Raw genomic sequence first — 21,373 nt, 5'->3', positions numbered from 1 at the left:
TGCACAGCATCGAACACAAAGCACCGACATGTGGCAGTTCTGGATCGATCGCGGCGGCACATTCACGGACATCGTCGCGCGACGGCCGGACGGCGAAATCCTCTGCCACAAGGTACTCTCGGAGAACCCTGAGCGCTATCGCGACGCCGCCGTGCAGGGCATTCGCGATCTGCTCGGATTGAAGCCTGGCGAGGCTATTCCACCGGGTCTCATCGATACCGTCCGCATGGGCACGACAGTCGCGACGAACGCGCTGCTCGAGCGCAAGGGCGATCCGACGCTGTTGCTTATCACCACGGGTTTCGCCGATCTCCTGCGCATCGGCTACCAGAACCGCCCGCGGCTCTTCGATCTCCATATCAGGCTGCCGGAGGTGCTCTATACCCGCGTCGCCGAGGTGGACGAGCGCATGGGCGCGCGCGGCGAGGTCGTCCGTGCGCTCGACGAGGCGACGGCGCGCACGGCGCTGGAAGCGGCCTATGCGGCAGGTATCCGCGCCGTTGCCATCGCGTTCATGCACTCGTATCGCTATCCAGCGCACGAACGGCGCGTCGCGGAGATCGCGCGCGAAGTGGGCTTTCGCCAAGTTTCGCCGAGCCATACAGCAAGCCCGCTCATCAAGCTCGTCTCGCGTGGCGATACGGCGGTTGCCGACGCCTATCTCTCGCCTGTGCTGCGCCGCTACGTGGATCAGGTGCGCGACGAGCTCGGCGCGGATCGCGGCGGCTGCCGGCGCCTTCAGTTCATGCAGTCGAATGGCGGGCTGATCGACGCCGCGCTCTTCCAGGGCAAGGACTCGATCCTCTCGGGGCCGGCGGGCGGCGTCGTCGGCATGGTCCGGACGGGCACCATGGCCGGTTTCGAGAAGCTCATCGGCTTCGACATGGGCGGCACGTCCACCGACGTCACGCACTTCGACGGCCAGTTCGAGCGCTCCTTCGAGACGGAGGTCGCGGGCGTGCGGATGCGCGCGCCTATGATGCACATTCACACGATCGCGGCGGGCGGCGGCTCGATCCTGAAGTTCGAGGACGGCCGCTTTCAGGTGGGCCCCGAAAGCGCGGGCGCCAACCCGGGGCCTGCCTGCTACCGCCGCGGCGGTCCGCTCGCGGTCACCGACTGCAATGTCCTGCTCGGCAAGATCCAGCCGGATCATTTCCCAAGCGTGTTCGGTCCAGGTGGCGACGAGCCGTTGGACGTCGAGGCTGCGCGCAAGGCGTTCGAGCGCCTGACCGCTGAGATCAATACCGCGAGCGGCACGTCGTATAAGCCGGAGGAGGTTGCTGAAGGCTTCCTGCGCATTGCCGTCGAGAACATGGCCAATGCGATCAAGAAAATCTCGGTGCAGCGCGGCTACGACGTGACACGCTACACGCTCAATTGCTTTGGCGGGGCTGGCGGTCAGCACGCGTGCGCCATCGCCGACGTACTCGGGATCACGCGGGTGCTGTTGCATCCTTATGCGGGCGTGCTCTCAGCCTACGGCATGGGCCTCGCGGAGGTGCGCGCGCTGCGCGAGCGCCAGATCGAGCGTCCGTTGAAGGGCTCGGTGGAGGCTGTCGCCGAAGCGCTTGCCGATCTCGAGGCTGGTGCCATTGAGGAAGTGCTCGGCCAGGACATCCCGCGCGATCGGATCGTGGTCGAGCGGCGCGTGCACGTGCGCTATGAGGGCGCGCATCAGCCACTGGCGGTCGACTACGGCACAGAGGACGAGCTTCGCCAGCGCTTCGCCGAGGTTCATCGCGCGCGCTTCGGTTTTGCCGTCGAGCGCGACGATCTGATCGTCGAGGCCGTGGCGCTGGAAGCGATCGGCGCCAGCGACGCCCTTGTCGAGCGGCCCATCACGCGCGCACGCGACGCTGACGGCCGCCCGATTGCGAACGTGCGCGTGCACACGCGCTCAGGCTGGAGTGACACGCCGCTCTATGACCGCGCGAAGCTCGGACCTGGTGACACCATCGACGGCCCCGCGATCATCATCGAGCCGACCGGCACGAACGTCGTCGAGGAAGGCTGGACGGCGGAGATCACGAACCTCGGCCATCTTGTGCTCACCCGCACGGCAGCCCAGGCGCGCCGCGAGCAGCTCGGCACGGAAGCCGATCCGATCATGCTCGAGGTCTTCAACAACCTCTTCATGTCGATCGCCGAGCAGATGGGGGCGACGCTCGAGAACACCGCCTATTCGGTAAACATCAAGGAGCGGCTCGACTTCTCCTGTGCGCTCTTCGACCCGCAAGGCAATCTCGTCGCCAATGCGCCGCATGTGCCGGTGCACTTGGGTTCCATGAGCGAGGCCGTACGCACGGTGCTGCGTCTCAATGCCGGCAACCTGAAGCCCGGCGACAGCATCATGCTGAACAATCCCTACCGCGGCGGCACGCATCTCCCCGATGTGACCGTCGTGACGCCGGTCTTCAGCCGCGATGGTGCGCGCATTCTGTTCATCGTCGCCTCGCGCGGCCATCACGCGGACATCGGCGGCAGGACGCCGGGCTCGGCACCGCCGGACAGCCGCCACATCGACGAGGAAGGCGTTCTCATCGACAACTTCAAGATGGTCGATCAGGGGCGCCTCCGGGATGTGGAGACGCGGGCGCTGCTCGCCTCGGGACGCTATCCCTGCCGCAACATCGACCAGAACATGGCGGACCTGCGCGCGCAGATCGCGTCGAACGAGACGGGCGTGCGCGAGATCCTGCGCATGGTCGAGCAGTTCGGCCAGCCCGTCGTCGATGCCTACATGCGCCACGTGCAGGACAATGCGGAAGCCGCCGTGCGCAAGGCTATCGATACGCTCAAGGATGGTGAGTTCCACTATCCCATGGACAGCGGCGCGGCGATCCACGTTGCCGTGCGCGTCGATCGCAAGGCGCGGAGTGCGACCATCGATTTCACGGGCACGTCGGCGCAAAGCGAGTTCAACTACAACGCCCCGCTCGCCGTCTGCCGCGCGGTGGTGCTCTACGTCTTCCGCACGCTTTCGGAGAGCGAGATCCCGCTCAATGAAGGCTGCCTCAAGCCGCTGACGATCATCACGCCCGAAGGCACGATGCTGAACCCGCGCGCTCCGGCAGCCGTGATCGCGGGCAACACCGAAGTCTCGCAGGCGGCAACGAACGCTCTGCTCGGGGCGCTCGGCGTGCTTGCCGGTTCGCAAGCGACCATGAACAACTTCGTCTGGGGCAACGAGCGCCTGCAGAACTACGAGACCATCTGTGGCGGCACGGGCGCAGGCGATGGTTTCGATGGCGCGAGCGCCGTGCAGACGCACATGACGAACACGCGCATGACCGATCCCGAGATCCTCGAATGGCGCTTTCCCGTGCGGCTCGAGGCCTTCGGCATTCGGCGCGGCTCGGGCGGTGCGGGCCGCTGGCACGGGGGTGACGGCGCCGTCCGGCGTATGCGTTTCCTGGAGGCCATGACGGTCACCACGCTCGGTTCGCACCGCAAGGTGCCGCCCTTTGGCCTTGCCGGTGGAGAGCCGGGCGCCTGTGGCATCGATATCGTCGAGCGCGCGGACGGGACCAAAGAGCGTCTCGAAGGCAATGACCGGCGGGAGATGCAACCAGGCGATCTCTATCACATGGAGACGCCGGCCGGCGGCGGCTATGGGCCTCCTGGCTAGGAGCCCAGCCCGGAGCTACGTGCTGCTTACCTTGTGCGAACGTGCGGCGTTGGCTTGGTATGCCAGAGACCGCGCGGCCTGATATACTCCGCGCACCATGGATATTCGCCAGCTCCAGTACCTTTCGGCGCTCGCGCGCGAGAAGCATTTCACGCGCGCAGCGAAGGCGTGCAACGTCACGCAGCCCACGCTCTCGGGGCGCATTCGCCAGCTCGAGCAGGAGCTCGGCGTGCCGATCGTCGAGCGCGGCCAGCGCTTTCATGGCCTCACGGCGGAAGGCGAGCGCGTGCTCAAGTGGGCGCACGCCATTCTGGACAACTGGGGCTCGCTGCAGCAGGAAATCTCGACGCTGCGCAGCGCCAAGGGCGCGCTGGTCGGACGGCTCTCGCTCGGGGTCGTGCCGTCCGCACTGCCCATGGCGGCGCTGATCACCAAGGCCATCCAGGACAGTCACAGCGGCATCGAGCTTACCGTGCTCTCGCAGAGCTCGGTCGAGATCCTGCGCAATCTCGAGGACTTCTCGATCGATGTCGGCCTCACCTACCTCGACAACGAGCCGATCGAGGGCATGCGCGCGGAGTCCATCTACATGGAGCGCTACTGCCTGCTCCTGCGCGATGACCATCACCTGGCCGGGAAGGCCTCCGTCACCTGGGCTGAGGCGGCGAAACAGCCACTCTGCCTGCTGACCCCGAACATGCAGAACCGGCGCATCATCGATCGGGCGTTCCGCACCGCGAACAGCACGCCCATCATCCGGCTGGAGACCAACTCGGTCATCAACCTCTATGCGAACGTGCACCTCATGGGGCTCGCCAGCATCGTGCCGGAGTATTTCCTGAAAATCCTCGGGCCCATGTCGGACATTCGGGCGGTGCCGCTGACGAACCCCGAGATCGAGCACAGCGTTGGTCTGGTCGCCGTGGACCGCGACCCGGTCTCGCCCCTGGTTCTGGCGGTCTTCGAGTCCGCCGCGCAGGTCGCTGCGCCCGCCGGCGCGGGCCGGAAGTAGCCCTTCCTCATGCCGCGCTGCGTCATCGGCCGCCCCGATTAACCCATCGGAACAACCGATTGGATCGCTGTCGCCATTCTGGGCGATGATGCGTTTCTGGAATGATTTTAGGTGCGCGGTGCCAGGGTGCCATCGTGTACGCATTCGTCCGAAATAAATAAGTAGGATGAGTGGGTTAGGTGCGATGCGCACCGCCGCAAGAGGTGCCCTGAATGGCTGACAAGACAGCAGACGAGACTGCGCGAGCGGTCGCCGCCGAGCACGGCAATCGGCCGGATGAGCTGATCGAGATCCTGCACGATGTTCAGTCGGCGCTCGGCTATGTGCCTGAGGCCGTGGTTCCGGCCCTGGCGCAGGTGCTGAACCTTTCCCGTGCCGAGGTGCACGGCGTCGTCACCTTCTACCATGACTTCCGGGCCAAGCCGGCCGGTCGCCACGTGCTGAAGCTCTGCCGGGCCGAGGCCTGTCAGTCCATGGGCGGCGAGGCGCTCGTCGAGCGGGCCGAGCATCACTTGGGCGTCGCCTGCGGCGAGACCAGCGCCGATGGCCGCGTCACGCTCGAGCCGGTCTACTGCCTCGGGCTCTGCGCGACCGCGCCCTCCGCGATGATCGACGGCCGCGTTGTCGGGCGCATGACGGCGGAACGACTCGACGCCCTGCTGAAGGAGACCGGGGCATGAGCGTGCGGTTCTTCATTCCCAGGGATGCGGCCGCCGTTGCTGTCGGCGCCGATGAGGTCGCCGCGGCGCTCGCCAAGGCCGCGCCGGCCGCCGGCCGCTCGATCGAGATCGTGCGCACGGGCTCGCGCGGCATGATGTGGCTCGAGCCGCTGCTGGAGGTCGAGAGCCATGGCGTGCGGCACGGCTTCGGGCCGCTCGACGTCAGCGACGTTGCGAGCCTCGTGGCCGCAGGTCTGCTCGATGGTCACTCGCTCGCCGTCGCCGGCCATGCCAAGTCGGTCGGTCCCGTCGAGCAGATCGGTTTCTTTGCGCGCCAGACGCGGCTCACGTTCGCGCGCTGCGGCATCATCGATCCGCTCTCGCTCGAAGACTATCGCGCGCACGGCGGCTACGTCGGCCTGGAGCAGGCCGTCGGCCTCGGCGGCGCGGGCATCGTCGATGTGGTCGCGAAGTCCGGCCTGCGCGGCCGCGGCGGCGCTGGCTTCCCGACGGGCATCAAGTGGAAGACGGTGCTCGATGCGCCGGCCGACCAGAAGTACATCGTTTGCAATGCCGACGAGGGCGACAGCGCGACCTTCGCCGACCGCATGATCATGGAAGGCGATCCCTTCCTGCTCATCGAGGGCATGACGATTGCGGGCCTCGCCGTTGGCGCGACCAAAGGCTACATCTACGTCCGCTCGGAATATCCGCACGCCATTGCGACGCTGAAGGAAGCCATCGGCATCGCGCGCAAGGCCGGCTTGCTCGGCGCGAGCATTGCCTCATCGAAGAAGGCCTTCGATCTCGAAGTGCGCACCGGCGCCGGCGCCTATGTCTGCGGCGAGGAGACGGCACTTCTCGACAGCCTCGAAGGCAAGCGCGGCATCGTGCGCGCCAAGCCGCCGCTTCCCGCGCACAAGGGCCTCTTCGGCCGTCCGACGGTCATCAATAACGTGCTCTCGCTCGCGGCCGTGCCGTTCATCCTTTCGGAAGGCGCCAAGGTCTATGCCGATCTCGGCATGGGGCGCTCGCGCGGCACCATGCCCATTCAGCTCGCCGGCAACGTCAAGCACGGTGGCCTCTTCGAGACAGCCTTCGGCATGACGCTCGGCGAGCTCGTCGATGATGTCGGCGGCGGAACCTTCAGCGGGCGTCCGGTCAAGGCCGTGCAGGTCGGCGGTCCGCTCGGCGCCTACTTCCCGCGCGCGCTCTTCGACACGCCCTTCGACTACGAGGCCTTCACCGCGAAGAACGGCCTCATCGGCCACGGCGGCATCACGGTCTTCGACGACACGGCCGACATGGCCAAGCAGGCGCGCTTTGCCTTCGAGTTCTGCGCCATCGAGAGCTGCGGCAAGTGCACACCCTGCCGCATCGGCTCGACGCGCGGCGTCGAGACCATCGACAAGATCTTGGCCGGCGATCAGCCCGAGAGCCATCTCGCGCTCGTCACGGACCTCTGCAACACCATGAAGTTCGGATCCTTGTGCGCCCTTGGCGGGTTTACCCCGTACCCCGTTATGAGCGCGCTTACGCATTTCCCGGATGATTTCCGTCGGGCCAAGCGCCTGCCGCAGGCAGCGGAGTGAGAACAGCATGACGCTCGTAAACGAGATCGATTACGGCACGCCGGCCTCCAAGTCCGAGAAGATGGTCACGCTGACCATCGACGGCGTCGAGGTGACGGTGCCCGAGGGCACGTCGATCATGCGCGCGGCCATGGAGCTCGGCACGCAGATCCCGAAGCTCTGCGCGACCGACAGCATCGAGGCTTTCGGCTCCTGCCGCCTCTGCCTCGTCGAGATTGAAGGCCGCCCCGGCACGCCCGCTTCCTGTACGACGCCGGCCATGAACGGGCTCGTCGTGCACACGCAGACATCGCGCCTGAAGCAACTCCGCCGCGGCGTGATGGAGCTCTACATCTCGGACCACCCGCTGGATTGCCTCACCTGCGCGGCGAACGGCGACTGCGAGCTACAGGACATGGCGGGCGCCGTGGGCCTGCGCGATGTGCGCTATGGTTATGACGGTGCGAACCACGTCTTTGCCAAGGCGAAGGACGGCGCGGCGAACGACGCCTGGATGCCGAAGGACGAGAGCAACCCGTATTTCACGTACGATCCCTCGAAGTGCATCGTCTGCAATCGCTGCGTGCGCGCCTGCGAGGAAGTGCAGGGCACGTTCGCGCTGACCATTGCGGGGCGTGGCTTCGAGAGCCGTGTCGCGGCTGGCATGTCCGAGAATTTCCTCGACAGCGAATGCGTCTCGTGCGGTGCCTGCGTGCAGGCCTGCCCGACGGCGACTCTGAGCGAGAAGTCTCTCATCGACATCGGCCAGCCCGAGCACTCCGTCGTCACGACGTGCGCCTATTGCGGTGTCGGCTGCTCCTTCAAGGCCGAGATGCGCGGCGAGGAAGTCGTGCGCATGGTGCCCTACAAGGACGGCAAGGCGAACCGCGGACACTCTTGCGTCAAAGGCCGCTTTGCCTGGGGCTACACCACGCACAAGGAGCGCATCCTGAAGCCCATGGTGCGCGACAAGATCACCGATCCTTGGCGCGAGACCACGTGGGAAGAGGCGATCGACCGCGTCGTCTCCGAGTTCAAGCGCATTCAGTTCCAGTACGGCCGCGACGCCGTCGGCGGCATCACGTCCTCGCGTTGCACGAACGAGGAGACGTTCCTCGTCCAGAAGCTGATCCGCGCCGGCTTTGGCGTGAACAACGTCGATACGTGCGCGCGCGTTTGCCACTCGCCGACGGGTTATGGACTGAGGACGGCTTTCGGTACTTCCGCCGGCACGCAGGACTTCGATTCCGTCGAGGACTCCGATGTCATGCTGGTCATCGGTGCGAATCCGACGGACGCCCATCCCGTGTTCGCGAGCCGCATGAAGAAGCGCCTGCGGGCGGGCGCCAAGCTGATCGTCGTCGATCCGCGCCGTATCGATCTCGTGCGCTCGGTCCATATCGAAGCGGCGCATCATCTGCCGCTGCTGCCCGGTACGAACGTCGCCGTCCTGACGGCGATGGCGCACGTCATCGTCACCGAAGGTCTCGTGAACGAGAAGTTCGTTCGCGAGCGTTGCGAGATGGATGACTTCCAGGAATGGGCGGCCTTCGTCGCCGAGGAGCGCCATTCGCCGGAGGCGGTGGCCAAGTTCACGGGCGTCGATCCGGCGGAGCTGCGTGCCGCGGCCCGCCTCTATGCAACGGGCGGCAATGCCGCGATCTACTACGGTCTCGGCGTCACGGAGCACAGCCAGGGATCGACGACCGTCATGGCGATTGCGAACCTCGCCATGGTGACGGGCAATCTCGGCCGCCGCGGCGTCGGCGTAAACCCCCTGCGCGGTCAGAACAACGTGCAGGGCTCATGCGATATGGGCTCCTTCCCGCACGAGTTCTCGGGCTATCGCCACGTCAGCGATGATGGCGTCCGCGCCACGTTCGAAGCCATGTGGGGCACGAAGCTCAATCCGGAGCCGGGCCTGCGCATTCCGAACATGCTGGATGCGGCCGTCGAAGGCACGTTCCGGGGCCTCTATATCCAGGGCGAGGACATCCTGCAGTCCGATCCGGATACGACGCACGTGTCCGCCGGGCTCGCGGCGATGGAATGCGTGGTCGTGCAGGATCTCTTCCTCAACGAGACGGCCAACTACGCGCACGTCTTCCTGCCCGGCTCGACCTTCCTCGAGAAGGATGGAACCTTCACCAACGCCGAGCGGCGCATCCAGCTCGTGCGCCGTGTGATGACGCCGCGCAACGGCTATGCCGATTGGGAGATCACGCAGCTCCTCGCGCACGGCTTCGGGCTCGACTGGAACTACACCCATCCGAGCCAGGTCATGGACGAGATCGCAGCCCTGACGCCGACCTTCAAGAACGTGAGCTTCAAGAAGATCGAGGAAATGGGCTCGGTGCAGTGGCCCTGCAATGACGCCAATCCCGAAGGCTCGCCGATCATGCACGCGACGACCTTCGCGCGCGGCAAGGGCAAGTTCATGCTCACCGAGTACGTGCCGACGGATGAGCGCACGGGACCGCGCTTCCCGCTGCTGCTGACCACGGGGCGCATTCTCTCGCAGTACAATGTCGGCGCCCAGACGCGGCGCACCGAAAACGTCATGTGGCACGATGAGGATCGTCTCGAGATCCATCCGCACGACGCCGAGCAGCGCGGCATCAAGGAAGGTGACTGGGTGCGCATTCAGTCCCGTGCCGGCGAGACGGCGCTGCGCGCGCTGATCACAGACCGCGTGGCGCCGGGCGTCGTCTACACGACCTTCCACCATCCGCTGACGCAGGCGAACGTCATCACCACGGATTTCTCGGATTGGGCCACGAACTGCCCCGAGTACAAGGTGACGGCGGTGCAGGTCGGCCTCTCGAACGGCCCGACGCAGTACCAGGAGGACTACGACGCCTTCGCGCGGGCGAGCCGGCGCATTGCGGCGGCCGAGGCCGCGGAATAGCATAGCGCGATGACTGATGCTGCCATCCGCGCCCGCTCGATCAAGGTGACGGCCACCGCCGTCACCGCGATGGAGCGTGAGCTGCCGGTAGAGGTGCCTGTTGCGCTGGTCTATGACGGCACGACGCATGCCGTGATGATGGCATCACCGACAAATCTCGAGGACTTCGCCCTCGGCTTCAGCCTCAGCGAGGGCATTGTGTCGGCGCCCGATGAGATCGAGGGCGTCGAGGTCGTCGAGCACGCCGAGGGCATCGAGCTGCGCATGTGGCTCGCCAAGGACCGCGGTCTCGCGCTCGCCCAGCGCCGCCGGAGCATCACCGGACCCACGGGCTGCGGGCTCTGCGGCATTGAAAGCCTGGAAGCCGTCACTCAGAGATTTCCGCCCGTCGTAAGCGATGTTTCGTTCGCGGCGGCCGATATCGCGGAGGCCATGGCAGCGCTTCCCGCGGCGCAGGAGCTCAACCTGCGCACGCGCGCCGTGCACGCCGCCGGATTCTGGAACCGCGAGCAAGGCCTCGTTGCGGTTGCGGAGGATGTCGGCCGGCACAATGCGCTCGACAAGCTCATTGGCGGCCTCAGGCGGCGCGGCGTCGATGTCCGCGCGGGCATCATTCTTCTGACCAGCCGCATCTCCGTCGAGATGGTGCAGAAAACGGCGACGGCAGGTGCCCCGATGATCGTCGCGGTCTCGGCGCCGACGAAGCTCGCGCTCGAGACGGCCGACGCGGCCGGCATCACGCTCGTCGCGGTCGCGCGCCAGGACGGCTTCGAGGTCTTCACGCATCCCGATCGCATTCCCGAGGCGGTCACGCCGCCGGGCAAACTTGGAAAGCGGGCCAAAAATGCAGCAGCATGAGAAGCTCGTCATGATGGCGAACCAGATCGCCAAGGCCTTCGCAGCGCAGGGCGAGGCGCGCGCCGTGCCGCAGATTGCGAAGCACATCCAGGACTTCTGGGATCCGCGCATGCGCCGCGGCATTCTCGAGCATCTCGCGAACGGCGGCGCCGGCCTCGATCCCCTCGCGCTCGCCGCGCTCAGGCAGCTCCATCCCGCGCCGCAGGCGGGCGCCCATCAGGCCTGATCATGCCGACCGCTCCCAACGACGCGGCTCTGGAAATCCTTGCTCTCAAGCGGACCCTGCGCGAACGCCAGAAAGCGCGGCGCGAGGCGGCTCTTGCCGCGCTTGGAGGCAGCGTCAACGAGGGGCTCGTGCACCATGGCATGGCGCTCCTCGGGGATCGGCCACCCGGCATCGTCTCGGGCTACTATCCCATGGCCGGCGAGATCTGGCCGCTCCCGCTCATGGGGGCGCTCAGATCCAAGGGCCATTCGCTGGCGTTGCCGGTCATGCAGGGCAAGGCCGACCCGCTTCTGTTTCGCGCCTGGACGCCGGGCGACACGCTGATTGCCGGCGTATGGGGCATCCGACAACCGGCGCCTGAACAGCCCGAAGTTCTACCTGATATCGTGCTCGTGCCGCTCCTCGCCTTCGATGCTCAGGGCTATCGTCTCGGCTATGGCGGCGGCTACTACGATCGCACGCTCCGACATCTGAGGACATTGAAGCCGATCATGGCCGTCGGCCTTGCGCTCGATGAGCTGGAGGTCGACGCCGTGCCGCATCTCGACTATGACGAGCGACTTGATTGGGTCCTGACGCCGTCGGGGGCCCGGCAACGCTCGGACAGGTGAGATGCGCCTATTGTTCCTCGGGGATGTGGTCGGCCGCAGCGGCCGCGACGTGGTCATCGAGAACCTGCCCGGGCTCATCGAGCGCTACAGGCTCGATTTCGTCGTCATCAACGGCGAGAACTCGGCGGGTGGCTTCGGCATTACCGAGGCCATTTGCGACGATCTGCTCGCTGCGGGCGCCGATGCCGTCACACTCGGCAATCATAGCTGGGACCAACGCGAGGCCCTCATTTTCATCGAGCGCCAGCCGCGTCTTCTTCGTCCGCTGAATTATCCGCTGGGGACGCCGGGCCGCGGTGCCAGTCTCTACAAGGCCCGCAATGGCGCCGAAGTGCTCGTCATGAACGCCATGGGCCGCATCTTCATGCCGGAGCTCGACTGCCCGTTCCGGGCGATCGATGCCGAGCTCGAGGCCTGTCCGCTCGGCATGGGCGCGGACGCCATTCTCGTCGATTTCCATGCCGAGGCGACGAGCGAGAAGGAGTCGCTCGGGCTCTATCTCGATGGGCGCGTGTCCTGTGTGGTCGGCACGCACACCCACGTGCCGACGAGCGACGATCGCGTGCTGCCGGGTGGCACGGCCTACATGACGGATGCCGGCATGTGCGGGGACTACAACTCGGTGCTCGGTATGCAGCCCGAGGAGCCGCTCAACCGCTTCCTCACGCGCATTCCCAAGGGGCGCATGGAACCGTCCATGGGACCGGGAACGCTCTCGGGATTTGCCGTCGAGATCGATCCGAGGACTGGGCTCGCGCTCAAGGCCCAGGCCCTGCGCATGGGCGGCGTGCTGCGGCCGATCAGGGTGGATTTCTGGGAAGAATGAGGGCTCAGTCGCGCCTCTGGCGCGAGCGGGGCGGGTCTCATCACGCCGGCGGATACGATCAATGGCGCGGTCCGCGCTATGGCGGCCGCGCCAGTGTCTTACGGGATTCCGCGAAGGAAGATCAGCCCTGACGGGCCTTGAAGCGCGGGTTCGACTTGTTGATCACGTAGACCCGACCCTTGCGGCGCACGAGGCGGTTGCCGCGATGGCGGCCGCGAAGGGATTTCAACGAGTTGCGGACTTTCATGACACCATCGGCCTCGGTTGCGGGCAATGTGTCATGGCGCTCGGCGCTCCCGGTGGAGCGGTGCGGCAACGAACAGCGGTGCCCATTGAAAAGGTGGCGCAACCTATGCGGCAGGGCCCGGCCTGTCAATATGCCCTAATCGTCGTTATCGCGTCAGTTTGGTTTCGGGCGGACTTCATGACCATGCAACGCCGCATCCCATCCGTCGTACTCGCCACATCCATGTTCCTTGATAAGCGCCTCCATTAACCGACGTACTGCGGCCGCACCTCTCGCCGACACGACCACGTCGTGACAGGCAAGCACAAGCCACGCGCTACCTAGAGCGGCTGGGCTCACTTCAGTGGCGTATCCGCGATTTCTCAATTCACTGGCTACGGAACCGGCTGCCTCTTTGGTTGGCATGTACACATAGTGTCGCACAGATCGGGGCACCGCGAGGTCGGCGCCCTGGGCAACTAAGTAAGTAATGATGTCGTCCTCTTCGCTCATGCAGTGGTCCTCAAATCTTCCTGCAGCTTCACGATATCGGGCACTAATACATGAGGTGTAACGCAACCGCGCGTGGAGCTTCCGGATTACTGCGCAGTCGATGTCGTTGCCGAACACGCGCTCGGCCTATTCGTCGCCCGAGACCGGACCCGCATCGGGGGCGGCTACTTCGAGCAGACCTGATGGTGGCCGGCGTTCGGCTGGGGGTGCGCGGCGCGGCAGGCGAGGGCGTTGAGGAGGTCGCGCGCTCGGCTCCACGGACCACGGTCGGCGGCCATGCAGCCCGGTCACGGTCGTGACGACGATCTCCGTGTCGCGGAAGGTCAGCGCATGCGCCCCCTCGCGGCGGAGAGCAGCCGCGTCGATCACCAGCGCCGAGGGGGCGCATCCTGCAGGGCGGCTTTGCCGCAGCACGAGAATGTCGGCGCGCTCGCAGTCGTCGCGGAGCGCGGCAGGATGGCGGGAAGCTGCCAGCCGGCGCTCACGCACGCGCGCTACGCAGCCGCTGCTGTCGCATATGAAGATCGAGCCCGACTGTGCAGGATCGGCGACGCTTGCTGGGCTGCGGCCATCGCCGTCGCGTTCGAGCCAGCGCCCGAGGTCGAACTGATCGGCGCGGCCTGCGAGTGCCGAGAGGCGGCCGTCCTCGCCGCGCACGGCAATAAGCGTCCCGGAGCGGCTGACGAGAAGGTCCGGTCGCGGTCCGAAGGGCGCGAGCGCGAGACCGCCTGCGATCGCGGCGAGGCCCCAAATGCGCAGCCGCGTACGCCACAGCAGGAGCCACGCGCCGCCCGCCACGATAAGCGCGAAGCTCAAAGTCGGAATGGCTGCGACGCGGATGACCGAACCCGGCAACGAGGCGACCCAATAGGCCACGCCGCTCATGAACGAAATGCCGAGGCCCATGATCTGGAGCGGTGCTGCCTCGAGGCCGAGCGGGAGCGCAAGCAGCGTCGCGAGCGCGGCCGGCATGATGAGAATGTTCACGGCCGGCACGGCGAATAGGTTCGCCAGCATCGCGTACTGCTGGCTCTGGTGAAAATGGTAGATGCCGAAGGGCGCCACCGCGAAGCTCGCGATCAGCGTCGAGGCGACAATGCCGCCGAGGAAAATGAGCGGCGCGCGCCACAGCCAGCCGCGCTCGGGCGCGCGTGCGTCGGGATTGGGACGATCCCGCCAGGCCTCGTAGCCGCCAACGAGTGCGACAACGGCTGCGAATGACATCTGGAAACCGACATCGATCAGGCTCTCCGGCATGACGATCAGCATGGCGAGTGCGGCCAGCGCGACATTGCGTAGCGCCAACGCCGGTCGGTCGAGCAGGATCGCGATGAACATGATGAGCACCATCAGGAACGAGCGCACGGCCGGCGGCGAGGCGCCCGAGATGGTCAGATAGGCAAAGGCGCCGATGGCCCCCGCGACGGCCGCCCATTTGCGGATGTCATAGCGGAGCGCGATCGCCGGGATGAGCGAGAGCACGAAGCGCGCCGTGAAGAACATGGCGCCGGCCATGATCGCCATGTGCAGGCCGGAGATGGACAGGATGTGAATGAGGCCGGAGTCGCGATAGGCGGCATTCGTTGCCTGCGTGATGCCACCGCGCTCGCCCGTTATGAGCGCGACGGCGATCGCGCCCTGCTCGCCGGGGAGGACGGCCGTGACGCGCTCGGCGATCGTCTGGCGGAGCCGGTTGAAGGCCGCGCGCACCTGGAGATCCCAGGGCAAGGGGGCGGCGATCGTTACGGGCTGTGGGGCCGAGAGCGAGTAGCCGACACCGCCGAGGCCGAGGAACCAGGCCTGACGCGCGAAGTCATAGCCGCCGGGGAGCGAAGGGCCGGCGGGCGGCGAGAGCACCGCGCGCACGCTGACAGCGTCGCCGGCTTTGAGTGTCGCGTCGGTTGTGAGCGTGCGCACGCGGACGCGCGTCGGCAGGCGCTCCGCGCTGAAGCCGGCAATGTCGTGAATGCGGATGGTAACGCGCTGGCCGCGCTCCTCGCGCGGCTCGACCAATTCGATCCAACCGGTGACCGTCAGCGTGCTCCGCTCGCTTGCGATGACAGGAGCGGCGACGATGTGGGTGCGGGCCTGGGCAAGTGCAAAGCCGAGCATGGCCGCGAACAGTGCGCCGCCTGCGATTGCCGCCGCACTGCCCTCGCGCCAGCGCCAGCGAACGATGGCTGCGATCGCCAGCGCGCCGGCCGCGGCGAGAGGGGCCGGCTCGAACCTCAGCGCGAAGTAGGTGGCAATGCCGCAGCCGAGCAGCACCGGTGCCCAGAGGAACCAGCGGTCCTGCTCGCGCTCGAGCGCGCCCATTGCTGCGGCGAAGAGCTGCCCCATGCCACCCCCGTCCGCCGTCACGGTAGAGGGGCGTCGTGCGAAAGCAAGGTTTGTCGTGATGCAGTCGCGCTGCCGCGTGAGCGCAGTCGCGCCTTCGGCGCGAGCGGGGCCTTGGCCCCACGCCCCAATCGGGGGACACCCCCGAACCCCCGTGTTTTATGGATTTGGAGCGAGCCGCGAACGCGCCACTGTCCCTTCTCCCCGTGCTTACGGGGAGAAGGTTAGGATGAGGGGCGGTGACATACGCCAACGTCAGCATGCGTACCCGCTCCTCACCCCGGCCCTCTCCCCATTGAAGACAATGGGGAGAGGGGGGAAGTGGGGCGCCACACGCGAGCGCTATCCGCATGGCCGCCGCGGGCACGGCACCACGCCAGGAGGCGACAGCACCTCTTCCCTGCAGTCCGCGGCACTAAAACAAAACCACCGCCGCGGGCATGGCACCACGACGGGAGGCGACAGCACCCCTTCCCGGCAGCCCGCGGCAAGCAAACAAAAACCGCCGGAGCGTGGCTCCGGCGGCTGGAAGCAAAATGTTCTGACGGACAGTCTACTTCTTCGCCGGAGCCGCGGCCTTCTTCGGCGGCGCCGTCTTCAGGCGGCAGTAGGCTTTGCGATCGACGCCGGCCTTGGTCTTCGTGGCCTTGATCCACGAGCAGCCGGTGTTCGCACCGCAGGCCTTCTCGTCGAGGCCTTGGCAGGGCGAGGCCGCCTTCTTCTTGGCGGGAGCCTTCTTCTCCGCCGGAGGTGCCTTGGTCTCGGCCTTCGGGGCGGCCTTGGGTTCGGCCTTCGGCGCTTGGGCGTGAGCCGCTCCGCCGATCAGCGCCAGAGCCAGACCCATGGCGCTCAGTTTCAGAATCCAACGATCCCTTGTCACGGCAGTCACTCCCTAGGTTGATGCCGCGCGCAATATATCATCGTCCAGAGTGCTAAGTAACTGATTTATGGTGAACAATCATTCAGCCCCGGGGCGTGCGGCCCCGCTTACCCAGGCCAGGGCAGCCTCCAGGCGGTCGTCGCCCCAGAACAGCTCGCCATCCTCCGCGATGAAGGTCGGTGCGCCGAATATTCCTTTGTCGGCAGCGGCTTCCGTCCGCGAGCGGAGGGCCGACTTGATCCCCTCGGAGCCGGCGCGAGCCATGACTTGCTCGGGGTCTCGGCCAAGGCCGGCAATGAGGCGGACAAGCGTATCGGAGGTTGCAATATCCGCGCGCTCGGCGAATTCGGCCGCGAAGACCGCCCGTGTGAAGGGGCCGATCCAGCCCTCTTCCTCCGCAACCATGCCGATTCGCGCCGCCATCAGGCTATGGGCTGGAAAGGGCTCCGGCACATGGAAGGCAAGCCCGCGCGCGGTGGCCGTACGCGCAATGTCTCGGGCCATGTAGCGGCCCTTCGTAGGGTTCAGCACGAAGGGGGATGTCATAAGTCCCTGGGCCTTGAAGATGGGGCCGAGCAGAAAGGGTCGATAGGCGATGTCGACCTTTGCGGCCTCAGCCAGCGGCTCGATCCTCATGGCGGCCAGATAGGAATAGGTCGAGGCGAAGTCGTACCAGAATTCGAGTCTGGGCATGGCACTTGATCCGTGTTCGGTCCACTCTCAGAGCGTAGGCCAGTTCCGCCATCCTGTCTGCCTGAGGCCCAGGGCCCGGTGGAGCCATCTGCAACCCCACATCTGCCGGTTGCCCTGGCAGGGACCATCGCGCTATAAGCACGCCTGATCCCTCCATGGAACTCGATATCCACGGCTGCTCGACCTATCGGGCAGGCCGGAAGAGCCCATACCCCGGAAAGCCCAAACCATGAGCAATCGCAAACCGCTGATGCCGAAAGCGACAGCCGTCTGGCTTGTCGAGAATACCTCGCTCAGCTTCGATCAGATCGCGGAGTTCTGCGGGCTTCACCATCTCGAGGTCAAGGGCATCGCCGACGGTGATGTCGCGCAGGGTATCAAAGGCATGGACCCGATCGCCTCCGGCCAGCTCAGCCGCGAGGAGATCAAGCGCGGCGAGGGCGATCCCGACTACCGCCTCAAGCTCGCGGAGTCGAAGGTCGAGATCCCGCCGGTCAAGACGAAGCGGGGCCCGCGCTACACGCCCGTGTCGCGCCGTCAGGATCGCCCGAATGCCGTGATGTGGCTGCTGCGCAATCACCCCGAGCTCAAGGACAGCCAGATCATCCGCCTCGTCGGCACGACCAAGCCGACGATCGCCGCGATCCGCGATCGCACGCACTGGAACGCGCAGAACCTCACGCCGCAGGACCCCGTGACGCTCGGGCTCTGCTCGCAGATCGATCTCGATGCCGAGGTCGCGAAGGCCGCCAAGCGCGCGCCGCAGGATCGTCAGGGCGCAGGTGCGCCGGCCGAGCCGAAGGCCGGTACGCTGCTGCCGACGTCGGAGACCGTTCCGGGCCTCGGGCCACAGCCCGACGTCAGCTTCCCCGAGCCGCCGGCCGAGCCGGAGGAACCCGAGGAGTCCGAGGAGGCCGCGGCCTCGCGCGTCTTCGCGCGACTTCAGGAGCTCGGCACGGGCGAGAAGAAGGACGACGAGGAAGAGCGCTGAGCGCGCAGGCGCTGCGGCTGCCGCCGAGGCGCGTCGATCCCCTCCTCATTGCAGGAACGGGAGAGGGAGAAGGCCTTACACTTCCTCGATGCGGATCATCTGCGGCTTCTCGGCGACCTTGCCGTCGGCCTCGATGTCCTCCAGCGCCTTGCGGATCGACGCCTCGGTCGTCTCGTGCGTGATGATCACGATGTTCGCGAGCGCGCCTGGCGCGCCGCGGGGGCCGTGCTGCACGATGCTGTCGAGCGAGACTTCCTGCTCCGCCATGCGGGCCGTGATCGCGGCCATCACGCCCGGCCGGTCGAAGGCCGAAAATCGCACGTAGTATTCCCCTTTGTGCTGGCCGAGCGGTGCGCTCTTGTGCGGTTTCAGCCGCGAGGAGGGCACGCCGAACGCTGGCAGAACAAAGCCGGCGGCAATATCGACGATGTCGCTCGCGACGGCCGAGGCGGTCGCCCGCGCGCCGGCACCCGGCCCGACGAGGAGCAGGTTGCCGGCAAAATCCGCATTGAGCGCGACGGCGTTGGTGACGCCCGAGACGCCGGCGATGGCGGTCTCGACCGGGATCATCACGGGCGTGACGCGGCTCTCGATGCCGGCCTCGGTCAGTGTCGCGACGCCAAGCAGCTTGATGCGATAGCCGAGCTCGTCCGCCGCGTTGATGTCCGCGTCGGTGATCGTCTGAATGCCTTCGATGTGGATCTGGTCGAAGGCGACACGCGTGCCGAACACGAGGCTGGTCAATAGGGTCAGCTTGTGCGCGGCGTCGAAGCCGCCGATGTCGAATGTCGGATCGGCTTCCGCATAGCCGTGCGCCTGCGCTTCCCTCAGCACTTCGGCGAAGGGGCTGCGCTCCTCCTGCATCTTGCTCAGGATGTAATTGCAGGTGCCGTTGAGAATGCCGGACACGCGGCGGACCTGATTGCCGACCAGCGCTTCGCGCACGGTCTTGATCACGGGGATGCCGCCGGCCACGGCCGCCTCGAAGTTGAGCGCGACGTTGTGCTTCTCGGCGAGCTGCGCGAGCTCGAAGCCATGATGGGCGAGCAGCGCCTTGTTGGCAGTCACCACGTGCTTGCCGGCTGCAAGCGCAGCTTCCACCGCGCGCTTGGCGACGCCGTCCTCGCCGCCGATCAGCTCGACGAAGCAGTCGATGCCCGGATCGGTCGCGAGCGCGACGGGATCGTCGATCCAGCGCAGACCTTCGAGCGATACGCCCCGGTCCTTGGTGCGGTCGCGGGCCGAGACGGCGACGACCTCGACGGGCCGGTGAAGCTGGTCCGCGAGCTTCGTGCCATGAACCTCGAGGAGCTGGATGAGGCCGGCGCCGACGGTGCCGAGGCCAGCAATGCCGAGCTTGAGGGGATCACGTGTGGTCATGGCTTATTCCGGCGGTGAGTTGTGGTGTGGCTGGATTGGTGCGGGTGCAACGCGTGCCCTGGCAGGGACGGGTTCATAACACGTGAACCCGGTGGGGTCGATGCGGTCCGGGGGCTCTCGGCAGTGAGGGCCTGCGGGCCTCTGAAAAAAAATCGAGGGGGCTTTGAACCTCTTTCGGAGATGGCGCGACGGAATGGGCAAGTGGCGAGCAAAACCGCCGCGAAACTCGGATCAACGCTTCACGCCCTCAGGAGAAGTACCCATGTCGATCAAGTCTGCCCTCACCAAGACCGCTGCCCTCGCCGCCCTCACGCTCGCCATCGTCGGCGGTAGCGGCCTCGCCTCTCCCCAGGCCGAAGCCGGCCACAAGCACAAGCACTTCGGCAAGGTTGGTGTCGGCATCGTTCTCGGCGGCCCGATCGTCTACGGCGGCTACGGCTACAACGGCTACTCCGTCCACCGCTGCCACGGCCTGTATCGCAAGGCCATGGAGACCGGCAGCCGCTACTGGTGGAAGCGCTTTCATCAGTGCCGCTACGGCTGGTAAGCCGAGCAGCATCCCCCCTGCTGATGAAAAGCCCCGATGCAGTCCCCCCTGCATCGGGGCCAATCTTTTATGCGCGCTGCGGCTCCTTGACCGGCAGCATGAAGATGAGCCCGCCGATCAGGAACAGGGCCGTCGTTGCAATGCCCCAACGCTGACTGCCCGTGGTGGTGGTCACGAGTGCGATCATGAGTGGCGCCAGGAAGGCGGTCGCCTTTCCCGAGAATGCGAAGAGGCCGAAGTACTGCGTCATGCGCTCGGGTGGCGCGAGGCGCGCGAGCAGCGATCGGCCAGCGGCCTGAACAGGGGCCGCGACAAGGCCGATCAGGATCGCGAAGGCCAGGAAGACCTGCTCACCGAGCGACGAGAACGCGCCGGAGCCCGGCTGCTTCTCGGCGATCGGCAGGCCGAACAGTACGCTCCCCTTGTCCACCGACAGGATACCGAAGAAACCGATCAGCAAGATCACGATGGAGCCGACGATGACCGTCTTGGCGCCGACGCGGTCATCGAGCAGGCCGCCGATCACGGCGCCGACTGCGCCCGTCCCGGCGAGAATGATGCCGAAGAGGCCGAGGTCGAACGTGCGCCAGCCGAAGACCGAGGCGCCGTAGATGCCGCCGAAAACGAAGATCGCCGCGAGGCCGTCCGCGTAAAGCATCCGCGCGACGAGCATCCAGAGGATATTGCGGTCATCCTTCGGCAGGTTGCGGACCGTCGCCCACAATGATTTCAGCGCATCCCGGATCGGGCTCTCGGAGCCGCCGTGCAGCACCTGCCGATTGTCCGGCACGAAGAGGAAGAAGGGGATCACGAACAGGATGAACCATGCCGCGCAGAGCGGACCGACGAGCCGGTCGCCCTCGCGGCTCGCCTGATCGAGGCTCAGGATCGGGTCCATGCCGAGCATGGTCTTGCCGCTCGATGGATCCGTGACGATGAAGCCGGCGACGAGCGCGAGGCTCACGAGACCGCCCGCGTATCCGAGCCCCCAGGCAATGCCGGAGAGCCGTCCGAGCTGATCCTTGCGCACGAGCGTCGGCATGATCGCGTTGTTGAAGACGGCGGCGAACTCGGCACCGGCGAATGCGAGCGCATAGCCCGCGAGCACGAGGAAGAACATCGGGCCCTGCAGCTTCGGCGTCGCGAACCAGAGCAGGCAGAGGCCGACGACGAGCATAAGGCCGAAGAGCGCGATCCAGGGTTTGCGCCGACCGCCGCTGTCGGCGACGGCGCCGAGGATCGGGCTGCCGATGGCGACGATCGCGCCGGCGAACGCCGCCGCATAACCCCATGCGGCCTGTCCCTGGCTCGGATCGGCGACGACGACGTTCGCGAAATAGGGCGCGAACAGGAAGGTCTGCACGAGTGTGTAGAAGGGCTGGCCGGCCCAGTCGAACATGGCCCAGCCGGCGAGTGCCGCAGGCGGCGCCGTGCTCCCGGTCGCCGCAACATCAGTGGACATGCCAGGGTTCCCCGTTGAGGCGCCGCCCCCTCGGCATGGCAC

Annotated in this window: 18 protein-coding genes; 11 read left to right on the top strand and 7 right to left on the bottom strand. The window is 66.5% G+C overall.

All coding sequences use genetic code 11. The features are described from left to right. Positions 1–28 precede the first annotated feature (28 nt). The 9 genes from CS1BSM3_RS27285 to CS1BSM3_RS27245 all read left to right on the top strand — a co-directional run bounded on the left by CS1BSM3_RS27285 (position 29) and on the right by CS1BSM3_RS27245 (position 12,302). Complete coding sequence (locus tag CS1BSM3_RS27285) at positions 29–3,631, top strand: hydantoinase B/oxoprolinase family protein (RefSeq protein ID WP_072393572.1); 3,603 nt, start codon at positions 29–31, stop codon at positions 3,629–3,631. A gap of 97 nt (positions 3,632–3,728) precedes the next feature. Continuing rightward, positions 3,729–4,643 carry a LysR family transcriptional regulator gene (locus CS1BSM3_RS27280; RefSeq protein ID WP_072393569.1) on the top strand — a complete coding sequence of 305 codons (915 nt, stop codon included), beginning with the start codon at positions 3,729–3,731 and terminating at the stop codon, positions 4,641–4,643. A gap of 212 nt (positions 4,644–4,855) precedes the next feature. After that, positions 4,856–5,323, top strand: coding sequence for a formate dehydrogenase subunit gamma (locus CS1BSM3_RS27275; protein WP_072393566.1), 468 nt, complete (start codon positions 4,856–4,858; stop codon positions 5,321–5,323). Next, positions 5,320–6,894 carry an NADH-ubiquinone oxidoreductase-F iron-sulfur binding region domain-containing protein gene (locus tag CS1BSM3_RS27270; RefSeq protein ID WP_072393563.1) on the top strand — a complete coding sequence of 525 codons (1,575 nt, stop codon included), beginning with the start codon at positions 5,320–5,322 and terminating at the stop codon, positions 6,892–6,894. Before CS1BSM3_RS27275 ends, CS1BSM3_RS27270 begins: the two co-directional genes overlap by 4 nt. Before the next feature lie 7 nt (positions 6,895–6,901). Continuing rightward, positions 6,902–9,781 carry a formate dehydrogenase subunit alpha gene (gene fdhF, locus CS1BSM3_RS27265; protein ID WP_072393560.1) on the top strand — a complete coding sequence of 960 codons (2,880 nt, stop codon included), beginning with the start codon at positions 6,902–6,904 and terminating at the stop codon, positions 9,779–9,781. 9 nt (positions 9,782–9,790) lie between these two features. Continuing rightward, a complete protein-coding gene (fdhD, locus tag CS1BSM3_RS27260) occupies positions 9,791–10,639 on the top strand; it encodes a formate dehydrogenase accessory sulfurtransferase FdhD (RefSeq protein ID WP_072393557.1) in 849 nt (282 codons plus the stop codon). Beyond that, positions 10,626–10,865 (top strand): formate dehydrogenase subunit delta, encoded by a 240-nt coding sequence (locus tag CS1BSM3_RS27255; RefSeq protein WP_072393554.1) that lies wholly within the window; start codon positions 10,626–10,628, stop codon positions 10,863–10,865. The genes fdhD and CS1BSM3_RS27255 overlap by 14 nt, the downstream gene beginning before the upstream one ends. 2 nt (positions 10,866–10,867) lie before the next feature. Beyond that, the gene (locus CS1BSM3_RS27250) at positions 10,868–11,476 is read left to right on the top strand and encodes a 5-formyltetrahydrofolate cyclo-ligase (RefSeq protein ID WP_072393551.1); all 609 of its coding nucleotides are present in this window, start codon (positions 10,868–10,870) and stop codon (positions 11,474–11,476) included. A gap of 1 nt (position 11,477) precedes the next feature. Further along, positions 11,478–12,302 carry a TIGR00282 family metallophosphoesterase gene (locus CS1BSM3_RS27245; RefSeq protein WP_072393548.1) on the top strand — a complete coding sequence of 275 codons (825 nt, stop codon included), beginning with the start codon at positions 11,478–11,480 and terminating at the stop codon, positions 12,300–12,302. Between the two features lie 121 nt (positions 12,303–12,423). Here CS1BSM3_RS27245 and ykgO read toward each other — a convergent pair whose 3' ends face one another. The 5 genes from ykgO to CS1BSM3_RS27220 form a co-directional block, all read right to left on the bottom strand. Further along, complete coding sequence (ykgO, locus tag CS1BSM3_RS27240; RefSeq protein WP_072394690.1) at positions 12,424–12,549, bottom strand: type B 50S ribosomal protein L36; 126 nt, start codon at positions 12,547–12,549, stop codon at positions 12,424–12,426. A 153-nt stretch (positions 12,550–12,702) separates the two neighbouring features. Next, positions 12,703–13,041: a ribonuclease E inhibitor RraB gene (locus CS1BSM3_RS27235; RefSeq protein ID WP_072393545.1), complete on the bottom strand. Its 339-nt coding sequence runs from the start codon at positions 13,039–13,041 to the stop codon at positions 12,703–12,705. Between the two features lie 126 nt (positions 13,042–13,167). Further along, a complete protein-coding gene (locus CS1BSM3_RS27230; protein WP_072393542.1) occupies positions 13,168–15,381 on the bottom strand; it encodes a ComEC/Rec2 family competence protein in 2,214 nt (737 codons plus the stop codon). A 550-nt stretch (positions 15,382–15,931) separates the two neighbouring features. Further along, positions 15,932–16,258: a hypothetical protein gene (locus CS1BSM3_RS27225; protein ID WP_174263799.1), complete on the bottom strand. Its 327-nt coding sequence runs from the start codon at positions 16,256–16,258 to the stop codon at positions 15,932–15,934. Positions 16,259–16,336: 78 nt separating this feature from the next. Continuing rightward, positions 16,337–16,951 carry a 2-hydroxychromene-2-carboxylate isomerase gene (locus CS1BSM3_RS27220; protein WP_072393536.1) on the bottom strand — a complete coding sequence of 205 codons (615 nt, stop codon included), beginning with the start codon at positions 16,949–16,951 and terminating at the stop codon, positions 16,337–16,339. A 229-nt stretch (positions 16,952–17,180) separates the two neighbouring features. Between CS1BSM3_RS27220 and CS1BSM3_RS27215 the strand changes: the two genes are divergently transcribed. Continuing rightward, positions 17,181–17,942, top strand: a complete 762-nt coding sequence (locus CS1BSM3_RS27215; protein WP_072393533.1) for a DUF1013 domain-containing protein — start codon at positions 17,181–17,183, stop codon at positions 17,940–17,942. A 75-nt stretch (positions 17,943–18,017) separates the two neighbouring features. On the opposite strand, the gene CS1BSM3_RS27210 is transcribed toward CS1BSM3_RS27215, so the two are convergent. Continuing rightward, positions 18,018–19,322, bottom strand: a complete 1,305-nt coding sequence (locus CS1BSM3_RS27210) for a homoserine dehydrogenase (RefSeq protein WP_072393530.1) — start codon at positions 19,320–19,322, stop codon at positions 18,018–18,020. A gap of 262 nt (positions 19,323–19,584) precedes the next feature. Between CS1BSM3_RS27210 and CS1BSM3_RS27205 the strand changes: the two genes are divergently transcribed. Further along, entirely contained in the window at positions 19,585–19,869 is a 285-nt protein-coding gene (locus CS1BSM3_RS27205) for a hypothetical protein (protein WP_072393527.1), read from the top strand. A gap of 67 nt (positions 19,870–19,936) precedes the next feature. Here CS1BSM3_RS27205 and CS1BSM3_RS27200 read toward each other — a convergent pair whose 3' ends face one another. Beyond that, complete coding sequence (locus CS1BSM3_RS27200) at positions 19,937–21,331, bottom strand: MFS transporter (RefSeq protein WP_072393524.1); 1,395 nt, start codon at positions 21,329–21,331, stop codon at positions 19,937–19,939. Positions 21,332–21,373: the final 42 nt, after the last annotated feature.

The organism is Hyphomicrobium sp. CS1BSMeth3 (assembly GCF_900117415.1).
Taxonomy (GTDB): domain Bacteria; phylum Pseudomonadota; class Alphaproteobacteria; order Rhizobiales; family Hyphomicrobiaceae.
The sequence above is the reverse complement of the archived record's forward strand: the minus strand, read 5'-3'. Positions and strand labels throughout refer to the sequence as shown.

Excerpts from the sequence above, each read along its gene's own strand:
- CS1BSM3_RS27285 (WP_072393572.1), top strand. The coding sequence starts at position 29 with ATGTGGCAGTTCTGGATCGATCGCGGCGGCACATTCACGGACATCGTC.
- CS1BSM3_RS27235 (WP_072393545.1), bottom strand. The coding sequence starts at position 13,041 with ATGAGCGAAGAGGACGACATCATTACTTACTTAGTTGCCCAGGGCGCC.
- CS1BSM3_RS27205 (WP_072393527.1), top strand. The coding sequence starts at position 19,585 with ATGTCGATCAAGTCTGCCCTCACCAAGACCGCTGCCCTCGCCGCCCTC.
- CS1BSM3_RS27215 (WP_072393533.1), top strand. The coding sequence starts at position 17,181 with ATGAGCAATCGCAAACCGCTGATGCCGAAAGCGACAGCCGTCTGGCTT.
- CS1BSM3_RS27280 (WP_072393569.1), top strand. The coding sequence starts at position 3,729 with ATGGATATTCGCCAGCTCCAGTACCTTTCGGCGCTCGCGCGCGAGAAG.
- CS1BSM3_RS27270 (WP_072393563.1), top strand. The coding sequence starts at position 5,320 with ATGAGCGTGCGGTTCTTCATTCCCAGGGATGCGGCCGCCGTTGCTGTC.
- CS1BSM3_RS27250 (WP_072393551.1), top strand. The coding sequence starts at position 10,868 with ATGCCGACCGCTCCCAACGACGCGGCTCTGGAAATCCTTGCTCTCAAG.
- CS1BSM3_RS27200 (WP_072393524.1), bottom strand. The coding sequence starts at position 21,331 with ATGTCCACTGATGTTGCGGCGACCGGGAGCACGGCGCCGCCTGCGGCA.
- CS1BSM3_RS27255 (WP_072393554.1), top strand. The coding sequence starts at position 10,626 with ATGCAGCAGCATGAGAAGCTCGTCATGATGGCGAACCAGATCGCCAAG.
- CS1BSM3_RS27245 (WP_072393548.1), top strand. The coding sequence starts at position 11,478 with ATGCGCCTATTGTTCCTCGGGGATGTGGTCGGCCGCAGCGGCCGCGAC.
- CS1BSM3_RS27275 (WP_072393566.1), top strand. The coding sequence starts at position 4,856 with ATGGCTGACAAGACAGCAGACGAGACTGCGCGAGCGGTCGCCGCCGAG.
- fdhD (WP_072393557.1), top strand. The coding sequence starts at position 9,791 with ATGACTGATGCTGCCATCCGCGCCCGCTCGATCAAGGTGACGGCCACC.
- CS1BSM3_RS27210 (WP_072393530.1), bottom strand. The coding sequence starts at position 19,322 with ATGACCACACGTGATCCCCTCAAGCTCGGCATTGCTGGCCTCGGCACC.
- CS1BSM3_RS27220 (WP_072393536.1), bottom strand. The coding sequence starts at position 16,951 with ATGCCCAGACTCGAATTCTGGTACGACTTCGCCTCGACCTATTCCTAT.
- ykgO (WP_072394690.1), bottom strand. The coding sequence starts at position 12,549 with ATGAAAGTCCGCAACTCGTTGAAATCCCTTCGCGGCCGCCATCGCGGC.
- fdhF (WP_072393560.1), top strand. The coding sequence starts at position 6,902 with ATGACGCTCGTAAACGAGATCGATTACGGCACGCCGGCCTCCAAGTCC.
- CS1BSM3_RS27230 (WP_072393542.1), bottom strand. The coding sequence starts at position 15,381 with ATGGGGCAGCTCTTCGCCGCAGCAATGGGCGCGCTCGAGCGCGAGCAG.